The sequence below is a fragment of the Flavobacterium sp. genome, assembly GCF_040402895.1.
GTDB lineage: Bacteria > Bacteroidota > Bacteroidia > Flavobacteriales > Flavobacteriaceae > Flavobacterium.
The window spans coordinates 102,582-124,948 of sequence record NZ_JBBALR010000006.1 but is presented as its reverse complement, the minus strand read 5'-3'; the positions used below and the strand labels follow the sequence as shown (position 1 = coordinate 124,948).

Below are 22,367 nucleotides of genomic sequence, written 5' to 3'. Positions count from 1 at the left end.
CCTTTTGAAAAAGACATTATTTTTACTTACATTTTTATCCCTTTCTACATTTGCACAAGAAAAAAAATACCAAAGCTTATTTTGGGAAATTTCCGGTAACGGATTAACAAAAAAATCCTACATGTATGGAACCATGCATGTTTCCGACAAGGTTTCTTTTCATTTATCTGATTTGTTTTTTGAAAAATTAATGGCCTCAGATTTTATTGCTAACGAAAGTGAACCAAATACTTGGACAGAATTATACGATTTGTATGGATTCTATCAATCTACACAAACAAGAAGAAATTTTTACGCTAATTTTTACACATCACCTATAGAAAAAGAGTATTTATATTCTCTTTTTAGTGGTTCAAATTATAATTTAATTGGTTTGCTTTCGCGAACCAATCAGGCCAATCAAGAATTTCAGGAGGAAACGTATTTAGACATGTTCATTTACAGAACGGGAAGAAAATATGGTAAAAAAACATTAGGATTAGAAAATGTTAAATCAACTACATTAAATATCGAAAAAGCAGAAGCAGAAATGGATAGAAGTGAAGTAGATGATAACAAACAAGCTATATTAAAACTATTAAAAAAGCGCTCTTATGTAGAAGTTTTAAGAGACGCATATCGTGAAAAAGATTTGGATTTAATGGATACGTTAAACATGCTTTCCTCACCAAAATTATATAATAAAGCCATGCTTTTTGATAGAAATGAAATTATGTCAAAAAGCATGGATTCTATAATGAAAACAGGAAGTTTGTTTGCTGCAGTTGGTGCCGCACATCTACCTGGAAAAAACGGTATGATTGAGATGTTACGAAGAAAAGGATATACTGTAACGCCAATATTTTCTGATTATACTGAAAAAGGAAAAAAAATAAAGAAACAAATTGAAGAGTATTTTATAAAACCTGTTTTTGAAATCAACACAACAGCAGATGAAATGATTTCTTTGCCTTTGTTTCCTTTGGTTTTAAAAAATGGCGAAAATTTAGAATCTGCAGATTTAGGAAATGGTGGTTATATTAATGTTAAACGTATGCTTCTTAAGGATTTTATTAGCAAAAAAGACGAAAAATTTAACCATAAAACACTTGACAGTTTGTTTTTTGAAAACATTCCAGGTGAAATTTTAGAAAAAAAATCATACCAAGAAAAAAATAATTTTGTGTATGATATAAAAAGCAAAACTAAAACAGGTAAAAACGAACGATATAGATATTATATTACTCCGCTTGAAATTATTGCAGTAATTATGAGTGGAGAAGGCGAGTACGTTAGAAAATATGAAGATGAGGTGTATAATAATATTAAAATTAAATCGTATAAACAAGAAACGGTAACGTTGCTTCCAAATAAGCAAAATTTCAAAGTTTCCGTACCTTCATATTATACATTTGTTGGTAATAAAAAAGAGAATAAAAGGCTCGAAGATACCGAAATTTATGCGTTTGACGAACAAGAAAACGCGCATTATTTTGTTATAGAAAGCACGATGATGGATTATGAAAATTTAGAGGATTCCGAATATGAATTAAAAAGAATGCATTACGAATTTTACGACGTACACGAGTTAGATTCTTTGCAAACAAACTTTGATAAAAATAAATTTGAATTTACATCGCAATCTAAATTGAAAGAAAAAAATATTTATTTAAAATCTGCTTTAAAAGGGAATAAATATTATTTATTAGGAACTGTAAATGCTACTAAAAATAAAGTCGATGCTTTTTTTAACTCATTCGAAATTACAAAAGCAAAAGAAGATATTGTTTATAAAACATTCAAAGATTCTACAGCTCATTTTTCTGTAGAAATTCCGAAACAAGAAAATGAATATTTAGATTTTAAATTCGAAAGAAAAAACAACTATAAAGTAGACGATAAAACCAATCATTTTGAGGTAAAATACAAATCGTTTGATATTTTTTCACCAAATAAAAGCAATATTCAAATTACGTATTCGCAACCCCATAGGTACGAAAGCTATGCAGTTTTAGACACGCTTTTTAATCAAATTAAGAAAAACATTTCAGTAGATTTTGAATTTAAAAACTATACCGATAGTAATGAATTTAATTATTCTGACAGTGCCGTTGTAGTCGATTCTGTAGCAACAGAAGCCGTTAGTTTTAATTCCGTGGCAAACACTATTGAAACAAATGAAAAAGATAAATTTAATCCGTTAGATTATAAAACTACCACTTGGGATAAAACATTAGCTTTAACATCGAACCAAAAGTTAGATTTGGTAAATGAAAAATTCACTAAAGATCCCGTTAATGATTTTTATGTATATGAAGTTTTAGCAACAAAACCTAAAAGCACACAAGCTATTAAATATAAAATTGTACTCAAAAAAGGGGAATATTATACGCTCACCACTTTAGTTGATAAAAACTACACTAACGATAATCCATTTATAGAAAAAGTCTATAACTCGTTTAAAGTAGATGATGCATCTATAACATCAAGAACCTTTTTTGAAAATAAATTCAGTATTTTTGAAGAAGATTTAAATAGCGAACACGATAGTATACGCTATTCGGCAATAAAATCATTCAACAATTTAACTATTGAAGAATCGGATTTTTCAAAAATTAAAAACCTGTTAGAGAATTTCGAATTTCGTAAAGAAGAAATGGATTTTAAAGGCGATTTGTTCGAAAGTATTGGCGCTTTAAAATCTCCAGAAGTACTTCCGTTTTTAGAACAAGCATATAAAAAACTAGATGTTTCAACACAAACTCAATTTTCAATTTTGCGTGCTTTGACATTACAAAAAAGTAAAGCTGCTTATAAAAAAATTGCTGAATTATTAGACTACGATTTACCAATTTCGGAAAATTATGTAATTTCTGGTTTGTTTAATTTATTTATGTCAGATCTTGAAAATTCTCATGTTTTATATCCAAACATTTTAGAATATTATAGTATAAATGAGTTTCACGAGCCAATAGTTGAGTTTGTTCAAGTGTTGTTAAATTCTGAAAAAGTATCTTCAAAAAAACTGAAGTCATATAAAAAAATGTTGCTTACCAATGCAAAATTAGAATACAAACGATTGGTAAGTTGGAAATTTGAAGATGAAGCCAGCGATAATGATGACGAGTATAATTATGATGACGAAAATGGCGCACCTGTGGAAGCTTTAAATAGTTATTTATCTATTTTATATGCATTCAAAAACGAAAAAGATATGCGTCAATTATATGAGAAAGCAGAAAAATTAAATATTGACGATTTAAATGTAGCTATAGCTAACCGCGAATTGGCTAGAAATAAAAAATTAGATAAAAGTGTAATTGAAAAATTAATTAGCGAACCAAAAACAAAATATACAGCGTTGCAAATGTTGTATCATAATAAGCAAACGGAAGAATTAGCTACGTTTAGTAAAGATAGTATTGTGATAAATGCCATTCATTATTATGAAGATTTTGATAAAAAAAATGATTCTATTGTGTTATTTGATGAAAAAATAATTACTCATAATGATAAAAAAATATCTTATTTCTTTTATAAGAAAATTAATATAGAAGCCGATTCGTATGGAAAAAACACTGAAAAGTTAACTGCAATTGCTTTTGTTCACGATGAAAATAAGCAACTGAATCTGAAAGCTTTTAGAAGGTTTGATGACGAAAAAATTATTGATGATAAAGAAATTGAACAAAAAATAAAAACCATGATTAATAAATCGCTAAATGACAATCATTTGCGAGTTAATTTTTCAAGTAATCCAGCGGATGGCGATTACGAAGAAGAGGAGTATTACGACGAATAAATGTTAAAAACCAAAAAAGAAATAGTATATATTATTTTGGCAGGAATTTTTATAACCAATGCCATTACTGCCGAACTTATTGGAGGAAAATTAATTCAAATTGGTCCTTTTGTATTAAGTATGGGAATTTTGCCTTGGCCAATCGTATTTATTACTACCGATTTAATTAATGAATATTTTGGAAAACAAGGGGTAAAAAGACTGAGTTATATTACCGCAGGTTTAATCGCCTACTGTTTTATAATTTTATTTTTTTCGATGAAAATTCCCGAAGCAAAAGGCATCAGTCCGGTTTCTAATGCTGAATTTACGGCTGTATTTGGACAAAGTAATTTGATTATTGTGGGTTCTATTCTTGCGTTTTTAGTGGCGCAGTTTTTAGATGTTACAATTTTTAGTTATTTCAAAAAGAAAACAGGTGAAAAAATGATTTGGTTACGAAGTACAGGATCTACTGTGATTTCACAATTAATTGATTCATTTATAGTAGGAGGAATTGCTTTTTATTTACCAGGAGTTTGGAATACCAAACAATATGTAGAATATTCTTTTACGGGTTACACATTTAAATTAATCATTGCAATTTGCTTAACACCGCTAATTTATTTAGGTCATTTTTTAATTGAAACTTACATTCATAACAACGAAAAACAAATAGTAAATGACTAAGAAACGTTGTGCTTGGTGCGAAATAACCGATTTATATAAAGACTATCACGATAACGAATGGGGTAAGCCTGTTTACGATGATGCCACATTATTTGAGTTTTTAATTTTAGAAACGTTTCAAGCGGGTTTAAGTTGGTATACGGTTTTGGTAAAACGAGATAATTTTAGAAAAGCTTTCGCAGATTTTGATGTGCAAAAAGTAGCTAAATTTACCGATGCAAAATTGCAAGTTTTAGCGGAAGATGCTGGAATAATAAGAAATAAGTTGAAAATAAAAGCCGCAGTAACAAATGCTCTTGCTTTCATAAAAGTACAAGAAGAATTTGGTAGTTTTTCTAACTATATTTGGGCTTTTGTAGACAATAAACCAATGGATAACAACCCAAAATCATTAAGTGAAGTTGCAGCAACCACTGAAATTTCAGATAAACTAAGTAAAGATTTAAAAAAACGGGGTTTCAAATTCGTGGGTTCCACAGTTGTGTATGCGCATATGCAAGCCTCAGGAATGGTAAACGACCACGTTGTAGATTGTTGGGTGAGAAATCAGTCTACTTCAGTCTAAAAATATAATATTCTAAAATCTAAAAAATAAAATGGATCCACTTCACGGCATAACATTAAAAACAATACTCGAAAAATTAGTCGAGTATTATGGTTTTGATACGCTTGGCGAATTGATAAAAATAAAATGTTTTAATGAAAACCCAACTATTAATTCTAGTTTAACTTTTTTACGAAAAACAGAATGGGCCCGAAAAAAAGTGGAAGATTTATATGTAAGAAGTTTAAAAAAATTTGATGCAAGATAAATCTGTGTTCTAAATAAATAAACTTTTGCGATTCTCTGTGTTTCTCTGCGTAATTTCTAACGTTTCAAAATCGCTAAAAATTCTTCTCTTTCAATTTCTATACAACCCAAACTTTCTAGATGATTGTTGTGTACTTGGCAATCTAAAAGTTTATAGTTAGCCAATTCTAATTGTTTTGCTAAATGAATAAACGCAACTTTACTGGCATTGGGTACTTTTGAAAACATGCTTTCGCCACAAAACACATTGCCTAAATCTATTCCGTATAAGCCGCCTACTAATTCGTTATTTTGCCAAACTTCTACGCTTTTGGCAAAACCTAGTTCATTTAGTTTGCAGTATGCTTCTACAATTTCATTAGAAATCCAAGTGCCGTCTTGGTTTTTTCTTGGAGATTTTTGACAGTTAGAAATTACGGCTCTAAAATTTGTATTAAAAGTAACTTGAAATTCATTTCGAATTAGTACTTTTTTCATGCTTTTCGTAATTCGTAAATTTTCGAAAAACAACACCATTCTTTCTTTTGGACACCACCAAAGTTTTGGTTCGTCAGCATCATACCAGGGAAATATCCCATTTTGGTATGCTAAAAGTAATCTTTCGGGAGATAAATCACCGCCAACAGCAATAATGCCTTCAGGAGATGTTTCTGAAGAAGGTGGGAAATAAAGTTCAGAGGTTAAAAAATACATATTTTAAAGAAATTAGAATATAGATGTAGTGAATAAATTTTTGATAATAAAAAGTCACTCTAAATAATTAACAAATAAGTTATATTTAGAATGACCGTCTTTATTCTATATTCTGTTGTTTATATTCTTTTTAAAAAGGTAAATCGTCGTGTTCTTCTTCCTTAAAGTCGGTTGCTGGTGCAAAAGCTTCTGCAGCAGGTGCTGGAGGCATTTCTGGTGAGTTTGTTGGAGCTGCATTTGATAATCTTTCAATTCTCCAACCTGTTATTGTGTTAAAATGTTTTACTTCACCTTGTGGAGACGTCCATTCTCTACCTCTTAAATTGATAGATACTTTTACTTGTTCACCAACTTGGTAGGAATTTAAATCATCCACTTTTGCTTGTTGAAATTCAACTGAAATATGTTGTGGATACTGCTCTTCAGTAGTAACAACTAATTCTCTTTTTTTAAATGAAGCACTTACATCTTGCGTAGCTCCAATCACTTTAATTTTTCCAATAACTTCCATAACTCTAATAATTTATTTTTGTGCTAATAACAATTTCCAAGCGTTTAAAACCTGATTGTTGTCTAAATATTCTTTTGCTTTTTTAAATTTTGTATCAAGATCGTCTGAACTTAAAACGGCTTTTACCTCAAAATTTTCTTTTACAAATATAGTAATTTCTTCGTCATTTGGAATAGCTTCAATATTTCCTAATTTCCCCAAATCATTTCCATCAAAATAGCCACTTTCTTTAATGAAATATGGAATCATATCTACACCAATTCCTAAAGTAGTTAATGGTTTTTCCACCTCAAATAATCCTGCGTTTGCTCTACTATACCAATTACCTCCTAAACGAGAAACCACATCAACTTTGTGCTGATCAATCATTTGGTTTTCATCTAAAATACTTTCGTGAATATGAATTTTTACCACTTCGCAAATGACTAAATTTCCTGCACCACCTTCCGTTCCTAATGCAATAATGTCATTTACTTTACATTCAAACTGCACTGGACTTTCTGCCACTCTAAATGGCGCAACAATATCTGATGGTAACATAGTAAACCCTGCTTTTTCAAATTCGTTTACACCATCTGGATATTCGGTACTTGATAAACTCATTTGATGTACCATATCGTAATTTACAATATTAATTACAACTTCACGTGTGTCTTGAGCGTTTATCAAAGTATGTTTTATAGTATTGTTTCGAACCCGTCTGGCTGGCGAAAAAATTAAAATTGGCGGATTGCTACTAAACACATTAAAAAAACTAAATGGAGATAAATTTGGAATTCCATCATCGTCCATTGTACTTGCAAAAGCAATTGGTCTTGGCGACACAGCGGTTTGCAAATAGCTTTGCAGTTTTAAAGGCGATATTTCTTTTGGATTAATACTTAACATAAGTTGTATTTTTTACAAATATACTAGAATTTCCTTTTAATTTTTTACTTTTTACCTTGTTCTTAATTCTAAAAATTCCCTATTTTTACTCAAAATACTTTTTATGCAGTTTTCTGAAAAAAGAAATCTTACACGTTGGATTATTATTATTTCCTCGTTTTTAATTGCTTCCTTAATTTTATGGAACACCTATGTTTTTTTTCAAACGTTTAAAGAAGAAGAACGTAATAAAATGGAACTTTGGGCAAAAGCTCAAAAAACTTTAATGAATTCAGATGTTGATACTGAAATTGAATTACCATCTTTTATTATTGAAAACAATAAAAACATTCCATTAATACTAACTGATAAGAAAGAAAAAATTTTAAGTAATTTAAACCTTGGAGAAATAGAAAATGATAGTGTTAAAGTAAAAGAGGTATTAAATAAAATAAAAAGTCAAAATGCACCAATAAAAGTTCAATTTGCAAAAAACGATTATCATTTGGTGTATTACGGCGATTCTCCAATATTAAATAAATTAAAATATTATCCAATTGCCTTATTATTAGTGGTCTTTTTGTTTGGTGGCGTGGTGTATAATTTTTATCGTGCTACCAAAATGGCCACTCAAAATAAGCTATGGGCAGGAATGGCTAAAGAAACGGCACATCAAATAGGTACGCCATTATCCTCATTAATTGGTTGGTTGGAGTTGTTGAAATTAGAAAACATTGATGACACTACTATAGAAGAAATCCAAAAAGATATAAATAGGTTACAAACGATTACAGATAGATTTTCAAAAATTGGAAGTGAACCTGTTTTAGAAAAAAGAAATATAATAGAAGAAACAAAAGCATCATTTGAGTATTTGCAATCTCGCGTTTCCAAGCAAGTAACTTTTGATTTTCGAGCACCAGAAAAGCCACTTTTTGTATCATTAAACCCGATTTTGCACAGTTGGACAATTGAGAATTTAGTAAAAAATGCCATTGATGCGATGAAAGGGAAAGGCAGTTTGTCTATTGAAATTGTAGAAGGTGATGCCAAAGTATACATAACAGTAACTGATACTGGTAGTGGAATTGCTAAGAATAAATTTAAAACTATTTTTGAACCCGGTTATACGTCTAAAAAAAGAGGGTGGGGATTAGGATTGTCTTTAACCAAAAGAATAGTTCAAGAATATCATAAAGGCAAGATTAGAGTAGTACACTCTGAAATTGGTAAAGGCACCACGATGCAAATGATTTTTAAGAAAGAAAGATAAAAAAAATCAACAAACTCATTGAAAATTTGTGGAAATAGTTTTTATAAATTTTCAGCAATATCTTTTGCTAATGTTGAAAATTCTTCGGATGTTAAAGTTGTTTTTCTTTGAAAACGCATGTCGTCCATATCTTGAAGCGGAATCAAGTGTACGTGTGTGTGCGGTACTTCTAAACCAACAACCGCCACTCCAATTCGTTTACAAGGCACTGTTTTTTCCAAAGCAATGGCTACTTTTCTTGAAAATGCCATTAGTTTTAAATATAAATCTTCGTCCATATCGAAAATTTTATTTATTTCTTGCTTTGGAACACATAACGTATGACCTTTAGCATTCGGATTTACATCTAAAAACGCAATAAATTCTTCGTTTTCTGTAATTTTATAACAAGGAATTTCTCCGTTTATTATTTTGGTAAAAATAGAACTCATTTTTTTGGATTTTGGAATTTCTAACTTTGGAATTTCAGAAATTAGTCACGTGTAATTTCTAAAACTTCAAATTTTAATACGCCGTTTGGCACATTAATTTCTGCAATTTCGCCTACTTTTTTACCTAATAATCCTTTTCCAATAGGAGAAGTTACGGATATTTTTCCTGTTTTTAAATCCGCTTCACTTTCTGCAACTAATTTGTATTGCAGTTCCATTCCGTTAGATTGATTTTTGATTTTTACATTAGACAATACCAATGCTTTTGATACATCTAATGTAGATTCATCAATAATTCTTGCGTTTGATACTAATTCTTCCATTTTAGAAATACGCATTTCTAATAAACCTTGTGCTTCTTTAGCTGCATCATATTCTGCGTTTTCAGACAAATCTCCTTTGTCTCGTGCTTCTGCAATAGCTTGTGACGCTTTAGGGCGCTCTATAGATTTAAGTTGATCTAACTCGTCTTTTAAATGTTTTAATCCTTCTGCTGTGTAATAAGATACTGTGCTCATAACTTCATTAATTTATAAAATAGAAAAAATCCCACAACTATGGGATTCCCTTTTTGCAAAGATATAATTTATTTAACTATTTTTCGTTTACTATATTAGTTTGTCAAATATAAATAAATTAATTTTGATAATTCAAATAAATATAAAAAATGAAAAGAATTTTTTACTTTCTTATTTTGTTTACAGTCTTTTTTTCTTGTGATAGAGATACACAGGCTAATAATAACAATCCATATTTGCCAAATTATTCCTTTGAAGTAATACTAAATATGAGTTTTCCTCAATATTCGGTATTAGCTTATCCTTCTAGTGCTGTTTATGTAAATTCGGCAGGTGCTGGAATAAGAGGTTTAATTGTTTTTAATGCAGGAAGTGGTAATTTTTTGGCTTATGATGCCGCTTGCCCAAATCAAGCATTAGCCGATTGTTCTACGATGACAATTAATGGGATTAATGCAAAATGTCCGTGTGACGATGCCGAATATAGTTTGTTTACAGGATTGGCGGCTGGAAAACAATATCCAATGAAAGCCTATCGTGTACAAATGATTGATGCCACCACCATAAAAGTGTATAATTAATGCTACATTCTATATTTTCTTTTTTTAAAAAAGACACAAAAACCTATCCTAAAGGTTCTATTCATTCATTTATTGTGACTGATTTAAGAGGAAAACAGTTTGATTTTTCAACTTTAAAAGGTAAAAAAATAATGGTCGTGAATACCGCATCAAAGTGCGGCTTAACACCTCAATTTGAAAAATTACAGAAGATTTACGATAAATATAAAAATCATAACTTTGAAATTATAGGATTTCCCGCGAATAATTTTTTATGGCAAGAACCCGGAAATGCTTCAGAGATTGAAAATTTTTGCAGTGTAAATTATGGTGTAACGTTTCCTATAATGGAAAAAATAGCTGTAAAAGGAAAAAACATGCATCCTATTTATGAGTTCTTAACTAAGAAATCTAAAAATGGCTTAAAAGACGCTGCCGTAAAATGGAATTTTCAAAAATTTCTTCTTAACGAAAATGGCGAATTAGAAAAAGTCATATCACCAAAAACACAACCAGACGATAGAAGTATTACAGCTTGGATTGAAAAATAGGTACACAGATTAAACGGATTTTTAAAATTTTAATCTGTAAAATCTGCTTACCAAAAAAATTAAAACTTCAAATTGATTCCCGCTAAGAAATTGATTCCCGCTTGTGGATAATATCCAACACCTTCAATGGTAGTGATGGCTGGTGGATTACTAAAATCATCATTATAGGTGTAAAAATAGCCATTTGATTCGTAAGTGCTGTCGAAAATATTATTGATTAATCCCGAAAGCACAATCGATTTGATGCCTTTATTAATTTTCCATTCGTAGTTAATATTTAAATCTGATGTGGTGTAATCGGGTAAAATTGATTTTTCTGCATCAATATTTCCCATATATTGTTTGCCAACATGCTTGGTTAAAAAAGAAATTTGTAACGCGTTTATTGGTGAATACGTTATTGCGTTTCCAACTACAACATTAGGTGAATATGCTATATTTGTATTTCCTAAATTGGTTAAAACGCCATTTCTTTCAAAATAAAAATCTTCATTTTTATTGGTACTTAAAGTAATGTTTGGTTGTAACATTACTTTCTGGATTATTTTAATATATCCTTCTATTTCTATACCTGCGCGATAACTTTTTCCGCTATTTTCAAAAACAGGACTTCCCACATCATTTAAAGCACCAGTGGCTACCAATTGATTTTTATATTTCATATAAAATGCATTAATGTTTAGTATTGCTTTGTTGCTTTTGAATTTATAACCTAATTCAAAATCTTCTAAACGTTCTGGTTTTACACTTCCACTTTCATAATCATCTCTACGAGGTTCTTTATTTGCAATTCCGAAATAACCATAAACGGAACTAGCATTATTAAAATTATATGTAATTCCAGCTTTTGGATTGAAGAAACGGAACGTATCATTCACGTCATTAAATTTGATACTATTCGCTTGATAGAAAACCATTCGATATTGTAAATCGGCAAAAACATTGAATTTTCCTAATTGTTGCGATGCTTTCGAGTAGAAATTCACATCATTTTTATTTCCGAAATTGTTATAATATTTGTTAGTTGTTGGAACGTAAAATTGTGTCCAAACGACTTCGCCAAAATGCTTTCCTTTGTATTTATTTGCGGCTCCACCAATTATAATATCTGTTTTTTCAGTTTTATAATTTAAAGAAAAAGTTGTTCCAAAAAAATCATTGTCCAACCAACGTTTTCTGACTAAATCGGTAAAACTATTTCCATTAAAATCGGGCAATAAATAATCAGAAAAGAATTCGTCTTCTCTATATTGCTCAAAATAGCCTTTTCCTGAAGTATAATGCAAAGCCAGATTCGATTGCCATTTTGAAGTTAGTTTTTCATTCCAATGCAATTGAAAATGATTTTGCCAATAATTATCAGTTTCATTATCGTAAAATTGAGTATTCCCAAATTCGTCTGTGTATTGCCCAGCTGAATTGTAGGTTCTGTCATTTTTTAGTTTTTCTTCATCTTCCAAACCATTCCATGCCTGATAGGTTTTTTCTTTACCGCCAAATGCAATTGCTTTTATAATTGATGATTTTGTAATGTAATTAGCATCAAAATAATATCCAAATAAATCAGAGGAAGCTCTATCTATAAATCCATTAGATGTTATTTTTGAAATACGAGCGTTCATTTCGAAATTATTATGCAAACCACTTCCGAATGCAAGCGAATGTTTTCGGGTTCCAAAACTTCCAATAGAATTGGCTATTTCTGCATAACTTTTTTGTTGGGCAGCTTTAGTTTGTAAATTTAAACTGGCACCAAATGCACCAGCACCGCTTGTTGAGGTACCAACCCCGCGTTGTAATTGCATACTTTCTAAGGAGGAAGCAAAATCAGGTAAGTTGACAAAAAAAGTGCCTTGACTTTCACTATCATTGAAAGGCACTCCGTTTAAAGTTACGTTAATTCTTGAACCATCCGATCCACGAACACGCATATAGGTATATCCAATTCCTGCTCCGGCGTCTGTTGTAGTAACAACAGAAGGTAGATAATTTAATAAAATTGGAATGTCTTGCCCTAAATTTCTAAGGGCAATTTGTGTTTTAGACACATTTGTAAATGTAATTGGATTTTTGTCTTTTGCTCGAACTCCAGAAATTAAGACTTCTTCAATTGATTTTACAGAATCTTTTGGTTGTTCTTGACTGTAAGAACAGAGAGAAAAGAGAATAGAAAATAGACTTAATTTATAAATCTTTTGCCTTTTGCCTTTTGCCTTTTGCCTTTTTAAAAATAAATTCATACTTCGTAAATTCATACGAATAAAAGGGGTAATTACTCTTGGTTAAAAATAATTAATAAATTGATTTTGAGAATTTCGATTCTGAAACTAATTCAGAAACCTATGTAGTTCTCGGTTTTCCTTGGCAGCATTACCCGCCCAGGTTCTATGGGTATACTCTCAGCCTGAAAAACAAGCACCCCTTTGAGATGTTGCAAATATAGTAATACAATTTTGATTTGGAACACAGATTTCAGAAATTAATATAATTTTTAAAATTTCTTAAATCGGTGTTATTTGAATGTGTTTACATTGGTCAATTAGAAATCTAATTTTTTTCTTCCAGCTTTGATTTCACTTGCTTTTTTCTTTTCTTGAATGCGTTTTTCATTGGCTCCTTTTGAAATTTTAGTTGCTTTTCTAACTTTTGGTAGTACAAGTGCTTTTTCTAACATTTCAAAAAAACGTTTGATAATAATTTTTTTGTTTTTGAATTGACTTCTATCTTCATCGCAAGTTAAAATAAGTAAGTTTTCTTGCGATATTTTTGTTTTTAATTTGTTTTGAAGCCATAACTTTTCATTCTCATTTAAGCCTTGAGAAGTTGCTACATCGAAAATCAATACTATTTTAGAAGACACTTTATTTACATGTTGGCCTCCAGCGCCACTGCTTCTTACTGCTTTAAAATTTAGTTCAAATAAAATCACTTCCGCGTTCATTATAAAACAGAATTGATGTCTAAATTATTTTGCTGATGTGCAGGTTTTAATAAATCGGTCACTTTTTTAACCGGATTGAACGTTTCAATTGGAACTTCTACAAAAATAGTGTTCCAATCTGCCATGGCGCCATTCCATAATCCAGGTAACTCAAAAGCTTTTATTTTTTTTCCCTCTTTTGTTTTCTCTGTAATGAACGCTGTTTTAGGGTCAATAAAATTGTTTAAGTCAAATTTGTTTCCTTCAAAATCTTTTATGCTACAAACAATATCTACAGGGTTAAAATGTGTAGAACTTTTAAAGATAGCGTGTTGATTTTCGTTGGTTATATTTATCTGCGATAATTCCACTATTTGTAAATTATGACGTCCTTTGTCATCCTGAACCCAAAATGGTCCGCCACCAGGCTCCCCTTCATTTTTTACCATTCCACACACACGAATGGGTCTATTTAAAATATTAATTAAATACTTTTTTTGATATTCAAATTGAAACATTTTAAACTCTAACGGCAAAGGAATTGACATTTTTGTTTCTATAAAATGAATAACCTCTTTCATGTTATTTTCGTTGATTTCCTTTTTTTGAAACTTTTTTAAGGCAGCATCTACTTCCTGTTTTGTGTACAAAAGAATACCACCTAATAATTTTTTATATTTAAAAATAACTTCTCTATTGTTTTGAGATACATTATCAATGTTTTTTATAAAAATAATATCTGATTGTAATTGATTTAGATTTTCAATCAAAGAACCGTGACCACCTGGTCGAAAAAGCAATTCGTTTTCAGGAGTTCTAAAAGGCGTATTATCTGCATTAACGGCTATAGTATCAGAAGTTTCACTTTGATAAGAAAATGTGATTTCTAAATCAGTATATTTATTTGTAATTTTTAAAAAATCGGTTTTGAATTCTTTAGAAATCGTATAATGAATTTTTGCTTTTTGATTGGGTTTTTTATAAAAATCGGTTTCAAAGGCATGTTCGTCAATAGGTGTTACAATTTCATTATCTTTAACATGAAATGGTAAAATCCCTTTTGGTTTATTGGCAAAATTTAAACCTTTTTCAGTTAACAATGTTTTTACAATGGCATATACCTTTTTATCGGCATTGAAATTAGAATAATCCGTAAAAATTGCTTTAGTTTTTTCTTTTAATTCGTTATAAAAAGGAAAACTTCTTAGGCCAACAATAAATAAGGACAAATCTCTTTCTTTATTTAAATTTATATAGGAATTTATAGTATCTTTTTCAGGATTAAATTTAGTTAAAAATTCATTTAACGACTTGAACATTCTAGTAGCAGCGCCACTTGCAGGAACAAATTTTTCAATGGAATAGTTGCCTTTATTTGCATCAAAATAGCTGCAATAATCAGCAACTTCTTTTTCTGAAAATTGAAAAATGCCATCGTTTATAGATGCAATTTTTAATAAGTTAATCGTTGGGAAGCCATTTTTAAAATAATGCAACTGTTGCATAATTTTTTCTAAAGAGTTTCCTCTTTTAACGATTTGTTGTAAATCTATTTCGCTAAATATTTTTTCCATTCTATATATGCTGAGATGGCTAAAATAGTAAAAATTATGTATTGTATTGCAATAATATACAGTTGTCGGTCGAAAAACATATACACACAAATAGCATCACCAATAATCCAGAGGATCCAGTTTTCGATTTTTTTCCGTGCCATATACCACATGGAAGTAAAAAATAATGAGGTGGTAAAAATATCTAAATAATTGTTAGTCTGTAACTTATGACTAAAAAAATTATAAATAAGTATGCAAACTATGCCCGTTATAATAAAAAGTAGTATGCCAATAATTTTCTCTTTTGTATTAGTCCTAGAAATAGAAAGTACTTCTCCGTTTGTGATTTTTTTCCAATGAAACCAACCGTAAAAGCTCATTATAGAGTAATAGATATTGATGCTCATATCGGCATAATATTTTGCATAAAACATTAGATATACGGATAAAATGGTGCAAATTATTCCAGTAGGATATACTAATATATTTTCTTTTTTCGCAAAATACACACTTATTATTCCAAAAATAAATACTGTAATTTCTATGCCAATTTGCCAATTCGGAATACTTTTATACTGATTGATGATGGTTTCGAACATATTTATTTAGTTAAAGTACAAACAAAAGCATAATCCTCTATGATGTCAAACTGAAATTGAAATTCTTCAATAGTATTATTAAATATTAATTTTGCATTTCCTTTTCTATCTGCTAACTTAAAAGGCGATTCGAAAATATGCTTTGGAAAACTGATTCCTTTTTCATTTTTTAATTTAAATATACTTTCTTTGATACCCCAAATTATAGTTGCTTTAGTTATTTTATCTGCCATAGATAAGTTTTCAATATGTGAAACTTCCATGAATCTTGAGGCGATTTTTAATGTTTTTTCTTTACACTTTTCAATATCAATTCCTACAGCCTTATTGCTAATACAAATGCAAGAAAATTCATGCGAATGCGATATTGAAATGTGTTTTTTAATGCCTACTTCAAGATTTTCGACTTTTAGATATGGTTTTCCAAATTCGTTGTAAAACAAATCAAAATCGGATAAACCAATATGTTGAAGTAGCATTCTCACAGCCAAATAACCCTTTTTATGTGCCACAGACTGCATGCTTTTAAGTCTTGAGACTGAATTATCATTTAATTCTGACTTTTCATTGAACCATGAAATATCTTCGGAAATTTTCCAAAAGTATGCTATTGTATGTTCGTTAATTTTTATTTTTTTATAAAAAGGCATGTTATATTTTAAATTTAGTACATTTTATTTTCTTGTCATTCAGTTGTTTAAAGGCATGAACTAAACTTATTTAGTTAAAATTAATTTCTAATTTGAAACTTATATTGTACCTTTGCACTCTTAAATAAAAATAAATATACAAATATAATGAGTACAAAAACAATTCCTTACGTACCATACAAAGTTAAAGATATTTCTTTAGCAGCATGGGGAAGAAAAGAAATTTTATTAGCTGAAGCTGAAATGCCAGGTTTAATGGCCCTTAGAGAAGAATTTGGCGCGAGTCAACCTTTAAAAGGAGCGCGTATTGCTGGATGTCTACACATGACAATTCAAACAGCAGTTTTAATTGAAACGTTAGTAGCTTTAGGTGCAGATGTGACTTGGTCTTCTTGTAATATTTTTTCTACTCAAGATCACGCTGCAGCTGCAATTGCTGCCGCTGGAATTCAAGTTTATGCATGGAAAGGAATGAATGAAGAAGAATTTGATTGGTGTATTGAGCAAACGTTATTTTTTGGTGAAGAACGTGCACCATTAAACATGATATTAGATGATGGTGGCGATTTAACAAATTTAGTGTTTGATAAATACACTGAATTAGTTAAAGGAATTAAAGGTTTGTCTGAAGAAACAACAACAGGAGTTCACCGTTTATACGAAAGAATGAAAGCAGGGACTTTATATATGCCAGCGATCAACGTAAACGATTCGGTAACTAAATCTAAATTTGATAACAAATATGGTTGTAAAGAATCTGCAGTAGATGCCGTTCGTAGAGCAACAGATACTATGTTAGCTGGAAAAAGAGTAGTAGTTTGTGGTTACGGAGATGTTGGTAAAGGTACTGCAGCTTCTTTCCGTGGCGCAGGTTCTATTGTAACGGTTACTGAAATTGATCCAATTTGTGCCTTACAGGCTGCAATGGACGGTTTTGAAGTTAAAAAATTAGATACAGTAGTTGCTAATGCAGATATTGTGATTACTACAACTGGTAATAAAGACATCGTTCAAGGTCGTCATTTTGAGGCTATGAAAGACAAGGCTATCGTTTGTAATATTGGACATTTCGACAATGAAATTGATATGGCTTGGTTAAATTCAAATTTTGGTCACACTAAAAACGAAGTGAAACCTCAAGTTGATATTTACACCGTAAACGGTAAAGAAGTTATTATTTTAGCAGAAGGACGTTTAGTAAACTTAGGTTGCGCTACTGGTCACCCAAGTTTTGTAATGAGTAACTCGTTTACAAACCAAACTTTAGCACAATTAGAGTTATGGGAAAATAGCGCTAACTATAAAAATGAAGTTTATATGTTGCCAAAACATTTAGATGAAAAAGTAGCGGCTTTACACCTTTCAAGATTAGGAGTAGAATTAGAGACATTACGTCAAGATCAGGCAGAATATATTGGTGTTGGGGTTCAAGGACCATTTAAACCAGAATATTACAGATATTAATCTAGACATCTTAGAAAGTTAGATTTTTTAGATAATTAGAAACCCTTGCTGAAAAGCGAGGGTTTTTTTTGATATTGCATTATACAAAAAAATCCCAAAAACCATATTGGTTTTTGGGATTTTATATTTGTAATTTTAGGATTATTATGCTTCGAATGGAAGTATAGAAACCCAAGATTTGTTCTCACCTTTTTTCTGGAATTTTACAACTCCATCTACTTTAGCATGTAAAGTATGGTCTTTTCCCATGTAAACATTTTCACCTGGGTTGTGTTTTGAACCTCTTTGTCTAACAATGATATTTCCTGCAATAGCAGCTTGACCACCATAAATCTTAACGCCTAAACGTTTTGATTCTGATTCTCTACCATTCTTCGAACTACCGACACCTTTTTTATGAGCCATGACGTTATATTTTAAATGTTATTCTTCAGTTTTTGGTTTTTTTGCTTTAGTAGCTTTAGGTTTTACTTCTTCAGTAACCGTTTCTACTTCAATAGCAGCTTTTTTTGTTGCTTTCGGAGCCGCTTCTTTTTTTGGAGCTGCTTCTTTCTTAGGAGCTACTTCTTTTTTTGCAGCGCCAGATGCAACAATATTCTCAATGATAATTTGAGTAAATGCTTGTCTGTGACCGTTTTTCTTTTTGTAACCTTTTCTTCTTTTCTTTTTGAAGACAATTACTTTATCACCTTTAAGGTGTTTTACTACTTTGGCTTCAACAGAAGCTCCTTCTATAGCTGGGGCGCCTAATGTTAATGCTCCGCCGTTATCAATTAATAAGACTTTTTCAAAAGAAACTTTTGCGTCTAAATCACTTGCTAAACGGTGAACAAATAACCTTTGGTCTTTGCTTACTTTAAATTGTTGCCCTGCTATCTCTACGATTGCGTACATAACAATGTGTTTAAATTATTATTTTTTAAGTCTGCAAATATATAACTATTTATTAAATCTGCAACATTACTTTTCTTTTTTATACGAATAAAATAAAATTTGAAATATTTTTCATTTTCTGTGTAACAATTTATATCTTTCGCCTACCAATACTTATCATTTATTATTATAAGATTAATTATGAAAAAAACATTAATGGCTTTAGGAACAATAGCAATGTTAGGAAGCACAGCAAATGCTCAGAAAGTAGCATTTGAAGAGTTTGATTTAGATAACGGTTTACACGTGGTTCTTCATCAAGATAATTCTGCACCAGTTATTATTACATCAGTAATGTATCACGTAGGTGCAAAAGATGAACAACCAAATCGTACGGGTTTTGCGCACTTTTTTGAGCATTTATTGTTTGAAGGTACCAAAAACATCGAAAGAGGGGAATGGTTTAAAATTGTAACCGCAAATGGTGGACAAAATAATGCCAATACATCTGATGATAGAACGTATTACTACGAAGTTTTCCCATCAAATAATTTAGAGTTAGCCATTTGGATGGAATCGGAAAGATTAATGCACCCTGTAATTAATCAAATTGGTGTTGATACCCAAAATGAAGTAGTAAAAGAAGAAAAACGTTTACGAATTGACAACCAACCTTACGGAAATATTTTTAAAGCGATTAAACAAAATTTATTTAAAAATCATCCTTACAGATGGACTACAATTGGTGAAATGGAACATTTAGATTCGGCTACTTTAGAAGAATTTCAAGCGTTTAATAAAAAGTTTTATGTGCCAAACAATGCTGTTTTAGTAGTTGCGGGTCAGTTTGATGTTACACAAGCGAAAGATTGGATTAAAAAATATTTTGGATCCATTCCAAAAGGTGCACCAGTTGCTAGACAAAAATTTGAAGAAGCACCAATTACTACAACTATTAATGCTACTTGGGAAGATCCAAACGTTCAATTACCAATGACTTTAGCAGCGTATAGAACGCCTTCAATGAAAACAAAAGATGCGCGTGTTTTAGATATGATTTCTACTTATTTATCGGATGGTAAAAGTTCTAAATTATACAAAAAAATGGTAGATGATAAAAAAGTCGCACTTCAAGTTGGAGCGTTTAGTAATTCGCAAGAAGATTACGGACAATATATTATTTACAGTTTGCCTTTAGGTGATGTTTCTTCAGATAATTTATTAAAAGAAATTGATGAAGAAATTGTAAACATGCAAACTAATTTAATTTCTGAGAACGATTTTCAAAAACTTCAAAATAAATTTGAAAACAACTATGTAAGTTCAAATGCAACTGTAGAAGGTATTGCAGAAAATTTAGCTTCATACTATTTATTATATGGTGATATTAATTTAGTGAATACTGAAATTGAAATTTACCGTTCTATTACAAGAGAAGATATTAAAGAAGTGGCTAAAAAATATTTAAATCCAAACCAACGTTTGGTATTAAATTATGGTCCTGCAAAAGAAAAAACAGCTAAATAATTTTACCATGAAAAAGTATTTATACATCGCAGCCAGTTTATTAGTAACAATAACTATGCAAGCACAAGACAGACCAATGCCTAAACAAGGGCCAGCACCATCAATTAATATTAAAAAACCAGTATCATTTGTATTAGAAAATGGTTTAAAAGTATTAGTTGTTGAAAACAATAAACTACCAAGAGTTTCTTTTAATTTAACTTTAGACAATGCACCTTTTGCGGAAGGAAGCAAAAAAGGAGTTACAGATTTGGTAAGTTCGATGATTGGAAATGCTACAGAATCTATTTCTAAAGATAAATTTAATGAAGAAATTGATTTCTTAGGCGCTAATATTAATTTTTACGAATCTGGTGCTTCTGCAAATGGTTTGTCAAGATATTCGGCTAGAATTTTAGAATTATTAGCTGATGGCGCTTTGAATCCATTATTTACACAAGAAGATTTTGATGCAGAAAGAGCTAAATTAATTGAAGGATTAAAAGCTGATGAAAAAAGCGCTTCTGCAATTGCAGGCCGTGTTCAAAATGTTTTAACGTACGGAAAAGAACATTATAATGGTGAATTCACTTCTGAAGAAACATTAAAAAATGTAACGTTACAAGATGTAATCAATCATTACAACACGTATTTCGTTCCAGCTAATGCTTATTTAGTAGTAATTGGGGACGTAAAAACCAAAGACGTTAAGAAAAAAGTACAACAATTATTTGGAGCCGATGTGTGGAAAACAGCTACAGCACCAAATTTAACTTACAATGACCCAACAGATTTACAATATTCTCAAATTAATTTTGTTGATGTGCCTAATGCAGTTCAATCTGAAATTGCATTAATCAACTTATCAAAATTAAAAATGACGGATAAAGATTATTTCGCTGCTATTTTAGCTAACCAAATTCTTGGTGGTGGTGGAGAAGGTCGTTTGTTCTTAAACCTAAGAGAAAAACACGGTTGGACATACGGTTCGTATTCTAATTTAGGAGCAAGTAAATATATTTCAAAATTTTCTTCTACAGCTTCAGTTAGAAATGCTGTAACAGATAGTGCGGTTGTAGAAATTTTTAATGAATTGAACAAAATCAGAACCGATTTAGTATCTGAAGAAGATTTAAAAAATGCCAAAGCAAAATACATTGGAAACTTTGTAATGCAAATTGAAAAACCAGCGACTATTGCTCGTTATGCTTTAAACATTAGAACATTAGGTTTACCAGAAGATTTTTACGAAAATTATGTAAAAAACATCAATGCAGTAACGCCTGAAGATGTTAGAAATGCGGCTAATAAATATTTCTTAGCAAATAACACTAGAGTTGTAATTGTTGGAAAAGCAGCTGACGTTTTACCAGGTTTAGAAGCCATGAGTGCAAAAGAGAAAATGCCAATTTTCTACTTTGATAAATACGGAAGCAAAGTTGACAAACCAGTTGTGAAAAAAGATGTTCCTGCAGGTGTTACGGCGCAAACAGTTGTTAAAAACTATATTGATGCTATTGGTGGAGAAAAAGCTTTAAAAGCCGTTAAAACTACTTTAATAACTGCAAAAGCTAAAATTCAAGGTCGTGAAATTGAAATGTTGGCCAAGTCATCTGTTTCAAATAAAAACTTGATTACAATGAACATGATGGGAATGACAGTTATGAAACAAGTTGTTGGAGATAAAACAGGTTATCAAGAAGCACAAGGACAAAAAAAGGCATTTGAAGGTGAAGAGTTTGCTACAATGAAACAACAATCTTTTCCGTTTGTAGAATTAAAAATGTTAACAGATAAAACAATTGTTTTAAGTGGGATAGAATCACTTAATGGTCAAGATGCTTATGCAATCCAAGTTGGTACAAGTAAATATTTTTATGATGTAAAAACTGGATTAAGAGTAGCTACTGAAAACGAATCAGGTGAAGGAGCAGAAAAACGTAAAGTAATGACTTATTATGCTGATTATGTAGAGGTTAAAGGAATTAAATTTCCATATAAAATGACAATGGATGTAGGAATGCCTTTAGAGTTTATTACACAAGATGTAAAAATTAATGAAGGAGTTACAGAAAAAGATTTCGAATAAATTTATTTTTTGAAAATGAAAAAGGATTGCGAAAGCAATCCTTTT

The 22,367-nt window shown here is 30.5% G+C and carries 21 protein-coding genes and 1 pseudogene; 10 read left to right on the top strand and 12 right to left on the bottom strand.

Annotated elements, in window-relative coordinates; genetic code table 11:
* Positions 1-4: 4 nt before the first annotated feature.
* Genes ABWP60_RS07130 through ABWP60_RS07115 form a run of 4 tightly spaced genes read left to right on the top strand, consistent with a single transcriptional unit; the run spans position 5 to position 5,262 of the window.
* Positions 5-3,781: a TraB/GumN family protein gene (locus ABWP60_RS07130; protein ID WP_353150538.1), complete on the top strand. Its 3,777-nt coding sequence runs from the start codon at positions 5-7 to the stop codon at positions 3,779-3,781.
* Complete coding sequence (locus ABWP60_RS07125; protein WP_353150536.1) at positions 3,782-4,450, top strand: queuosine precursor transporter; 669 nt, start codon at positions 3,782-3,784, stop codon at positions 4,448-4,450. It abuts the gene before it with no gap.
* Positions 4,443-5,015 (top strand): DNA-3-methyladenine glycosylase I, encoded by a 573-nt coding sequence (locus ABWP60_RS07120; RefSeq protein ID WP_353150533.1) that lies wholly within the window; start codon positions 4,443-4,445, stop codon positions 5,013-5,015. The genes ABWP60_RS07125 and ABWP60_RS07120 overlap by 8 nt, the downstream gene beginning before the upstream one ends.
* Before the next feature lie 31 nt (positions 5,016-5,046).
* The gene (locus tag ABWP60_RS07115) at positions 5,047-5,262 is read left to right on the top strand and encodes a VF530 family protein (protein WP_353150530.1); all 216 of its coding nucleotides are present in this window, start codon (positions 5,047-5,049) and stop codon (positions 5,260-5,262) included.
* Between the two features lie 56 nt (positions 5,263-5,318).
* Here ABWP60_RS07115 and aat read toward each other — a convergent pair whose 3' ends face one another.
* The 3 genes from aat to ABWP60_RS07100 form a co-directional block, all read right to left on the bottom strand.
* A complete protein-coding gene (aat, locus tag ABWP60_RS07110; protein WP_353150527.1) occupies positions 5,319-5,954 on the bottom strand; it encodes a leucyl/phenylalanyl-tRNA--protein transferase in 636 nt (211 codons plus the stop codon).
* Positions 5,955-6,084: 130 nt separating this feature from the next.
* Complete coding sequence (locus ABWP60_RS07105; protein ID WP_353150524.1) at positions 6,085-6,465, bottom strand: DUF3127 domain-containing protein; 381 nt, start codon at positions 6,463-6,465, stop codon at positions 6,085-6,087.
* A 12-nt stretch (positions 6,466-6,477) separates the two neighbouring features.
* The gene (locus ABWP60_RS07100) at positions 6,478-7,353 is read right to left on the bottom strand and encodes a flavin reductase family protein (RefSeq protein WP_353150521.1); all 876 of its coding nucleotides are present in this window, start codon (positions 7,351-7,353) and stop codon (positions 6,478-6,480) included.
* A gap of 103 nt (positions 7,354-7,456) precedes the next feature.
* On the opposite strand from ABWP60_RS07100, the gene ABWP60_RS07095 reads away from it, so the two are divergent.
* Positions 7,457-8,605, top strand: a complete 1,149-nt coding sequence (locus tag ABWP60_RS07095; RefSeq protein WP_353150518.1) for a sensor histidine kinase — start codon at positions 7,457-7,459, stop codon at positions 8,603-8,605.
* Between the two features lie 41 nt (positions 8,606-8,646).
* Here ABWP60_RS07095 and ABWP60_RS07090 read toward each other — a convergent pair whose 3' ends face one another.
* Positions 8,647-9,036, bottom strand: coding sequence for an HIT family protein (locus ABWP60_RS07090; RefSeq protein ID WP_353150515.1), 390 nt, complete (start codon positions 9,034-9,036; stop codon positions 8,647-8,649).
* A gap of 41 nt (positions 9,037-9,077) precedes the next feature.
* A complete protein-coding gene (gene greA / locus ABWP60_RS07085; protein ID WP_353150513.1) occupies positions 9,078-9,554 on the bottom strand; it encodes a transcription elongation factor GreA in 477 nt (158 codons plus the stop codon).
* Between the two features lie 149 nt (positions 9,555-9,703).
* Here greA and ABWP60_RS07080 point away from each other — a divergent pair, with 149 nt between their 5' ends.
* Together ABWP60_RS07080 and ABWP60_RS07075 are read left to right on the top strand one after the other, a co-directional pair.
* Positions 9,704-10,135, top strand: coding sequence for a Rieske (2Fe-2S) protein (locus ABWP60_RS07080; RefSeq protein WP_353150510.1), 432 nt, complete (start codon positions 9,704-9,706; stop codon positions 10,133-10,135).
* Positions 10,135-10,665 (top strand): glutathione peroxidase, encoded by a 531-nt coding sequence (locus tag ABWP60_RS07075; protein ID WP_353150508.1) that lies wholly within the window; start codon positions 10,135-10,137, stop codon positions 10,663-10,665. The genes ABWP60_RS07080 and ABWP60_RS07075 overlap by 1 nt, the downstream gene beginning before the upstream one ends.
* A gap of 59 nt (positions 10,666-10,724) precedes the next feature.
* On the opposite strand, the gene ABWP60_RS07070 is transcribed toward ABWP60_RS07075, so the two are convergent.
* The 5 genes from ABWP60_RS07070 to ABWP60_RS07050 form a co-directional block, all read right to left on the bottom strand.
* The gene (locus ABWP60_RS07070; protein ID WP_353150506.1) at positions 10,725-12,905 is read right to left on the bottom strand and encodes a TonB-dependent receptor; all 2,181 of its coding nucleotides are present in this window, start codon (positions 12,903-12,905) and stop codon (positions 10,725-10,727) included.
* A gap of 299 nt (positions 12,906-13,204) precedes the next feature.
* Complete coding sequence (arfB, locus tag ABWP60_RS07065) at positions 13,205-13,606, bottom strand: alternative ribosome rescue aminoacyl-tRNA hydrolase ArfB (RefSeq protein WP_353150503.1); 402 nt, start codon at positions 13,604-13,606, stop codon at positions 13,205-13,207.
* Positions 13,606-15,159 carry a DUF4301 family protein gene (locus ABWP60_RS07060; RefSeq protein WP_353150500.1) on the bottom strand — a complete coding sequence of 518 codons (1,554 nt, stop codon included), beginning with the start codon at positions 15,157-15,159 and terminating at the stop codon, positions 13,606-13,608. The genes arfB and ABWP60_RS07060 overlap by 1 nt, the downstream gene beginning before the upstream one ends.
* The gene (pnuC, locus tag ABWP60_RS07055) at positions 15,135-15,740 is read right to left on the bottom strand and encodes a nicotinamide riboside transporter PnuC (RefSeq protein ID WP_353150497.1); all 606 of its coding nucleotides are present in this window, start codon (positions 15,738-15,740) and stop codon (positions 15,135-15,137) included. Before pnuC ends, ABWP60_RS07060 begins: the two co-directional genes overlap by 25 nt.
* 2 nt (positions 15,741-15,742) lie before the next feature.
* On the bottom strand, positions 15,743-16,390 hold the full coding sequence (locus ABWP60_RS07050; protein WP_353150495.1) for a 4'-phosphopantetheinyl transferase family protein: 648 nt from the start codon (positions 16,388-16,390) through the stop codon (positions 15,743-15,745).
* 147 nt (positions 16,391-16,537) lie between these two features.
* On the opposite strand from ABWP60_RS07050, the gene ahcY reads away from it, so the two are divergent.
* Complete coding sequence (gene ahcY / locus ABWP60_RS07045) at positions 16,538-17,854, top strand: adenosylhomocysteinase (protein WP_353150493.1); 1,317 nt, start codon at positions 16,538-16,540, stop codon at positions 17,852-17,854.
* A 144-nt stretch (positions 17,855-17,998) separates the two neighbouring features.
* On the opposite strand, the gene rpmA is transcribed toward ahcY, so the two are convergent.
* Both rpmA and rplU read right to left on the bottom strand, forming a co-directional pair.
* Positions 17,999-18,259 (bottom strand): 50S ribosomal protein L27, encoded by a 261-nt coding sequence (gene rpmA / locus ABWP60_RS07040; protein ID WP_291242975.1) that lies wholly within the window; start codon positions 18,257-18,259, stop codon positions 17,999-18,001.
* 42 nt (positions 18,260-18,301) lie between these two features.
* Positions 18,302-18,748 (bottom strand): annotated as a pseudogene (gene rplU / locus ABWP60_RS07035) (50S ribosomal protein L21); the annotation flags it as partial.
* 180 nt (positions 18,749-18,928) lie between these two features.
* Between rplU and ABWP60_RS07030 the strand changes: the two are divergent.
* Complete coding sequence (locus ABWP60_RS07030; RefSeq protein WP_353150490.1) at positions 18,929-20,254, top strand: M16 family metallopeptidase; 1,326 nt, start codon at positions 18,929-18,931, stop codon at positions 20,252-20,254.
* A 7-nt stretch (positions 20,255-20,261) separates the two neighbouring features.
* A complete protein-coding gene (locus ABWP60_RS07025) occupies positions 20,262-22,322 on the top strand; it encodes a M16 family metallopeptidase (RefSeq protein WP_353150488.1) in 2,061 nt (686 codons plus the stop codon).
* Positions 22,323-22,367: the final 45 nt, after the last annotated feature.

Excerpts from the sequence above, each read along its gene's own strand:
- ABWP60_RS07060 (WP_353150500.1), bottom strand. The coding sequence starts at position 15,159 with ATGGAAAAAATATTTAGCGAAATAGATTTACAACAAATCGTTAAAAGA.
- aat (WP_353150527.1), bottom strand. The coding sequence starts at position 5,954 with ATGTATTTTTTAACCTCTGAACTTTATTTCCCACCTTCTTCAGAAACA.
- ABWP60_RS07115 (WP_353150530.1), top strand. The coding sequence starts at position 5,047 with ATGGATCCACTTCACGGCATAACATTAAAAACAATACTCGAAAAATTA.
- ABWP60_RS07030 (WP_353150490.1), top strand. The coding sequence starts at position 18,929 with ATGAAAAAAACATTAATGGCTTTAGGAACAATAGCAATGTTAGGAAGC.
- ABWP60_RS07105 (WP_353150524.1), bottom strand. The coding sequence starts at position 6,465 with ATGGAAGTTATTGGAAAAATTAAAGTGATTGGAGCTACGCAAGATGTA.
- ABWP60_RS07120 (WP_353150533.1), top strand. The coding sequence starts at position 4,443 with ATGACTAAGAAACGTTGTGCTTGGTGCGAAATAACCGATTTATATAAA.
- ABWP60_RS07125 (WP_353150536.1), top strand. The coding sequence starts at position 3,782 with ATGTTAAAAACCAAAAAAGAAATAGTATATATTATTTTGGCAGGAATT.
- arfB (WP_353150503.1), bottom strand. The coding sequence starts at position 13,606 with ATGAACGCGGAAGTGATTTTATTTGAACTAAATTTTAAAGCAGTAAGA.
- ahcY (WP_353150493.1), top strand. The coding sequence starts at position 16,538 with ATGAGTACAAAAACAATTCCTTACGTACCATACAAAGTTAAAGATATT.
- ABWP60_RS07070 (WP_353150506.1), bottom strand. The coding sequence starts at position 12,905 with ATGAATTTATTTTTAAAAAGGCAAAAGGCAAAAGGCAAAAGGCAAAAG.
- ABWP60_RS07050 (WP_353150495.1), bottom strand. The coding sequence starts at position 16,390 with ATGCCTTTTTATAAAAAAATAAAAATTAACGAACATACAATAGCATAC.
- ABWP60_RS07100 (WP_353150521.1), bottom strand. The coding sequence starts at position 7,353 with ATGTTAAGTATTAATCCAAAAGAAATATCGCCTTTAAAACTGCAAAGC.
- pnuC (WP_353150497.1), bottom strand. The coding sequence starts at position 15,740 with ATGTTCGAAACCATCATCAATCAGTATAAAAGTATTCCGAATTGGCAA.
- greA (WP_353150513.1), bottom strand. The coding sequence starts at position 9,554 with ATGAGCACAGTATCTTATTACACAGCAGAAGGATTAAAACATTTAAAA.
- ABWP60_RS07095 (WP_353150518.1), top strand. The coding sequence starts at position 7,457 with ATGCAGTTTTCTGAAAAAAGAAATCTTACACGTTGGATTATTATTATT.
- rpmA (WP_291242975.1), bottom strand. The coding sequence starts at position 18,259 with ATGGCTCATAAAAAAGGTGTCGGTAGTTCGAAGAATGGTAGAGAATCA.
- ABWP60_RS07075 (WP_353150508.1), top strand. The coding sequence starts at position 10,135 with ATGCTACATTCTATATTTTCTTTTTTTAAAAAAGACACAAAAACCTAT.
- ABWP60_RS07025 (WP_353150488.1), top strand. The coding sequence starts at position 20,262 with ATGAAAAAGTATTTATACATCGCAGCCAGTTTATTAGTAACAATAACT.
- ABWP60_RS07080 (WP_353150510.1), top strand. The coding sequence starts at position 9,704 with ATGAAAAGAATTTTTTACTTTCTTATTTTGTTTACAGTCTTTTTTTCT.
- ABWP60_RS07090 (WP_353150515.1), bottom strand. The coding sequence starts at position 9,036 with ATGAGTTCTATTTTTACCAAAATAATAAACGGAGAAATTCCTTGTTAT.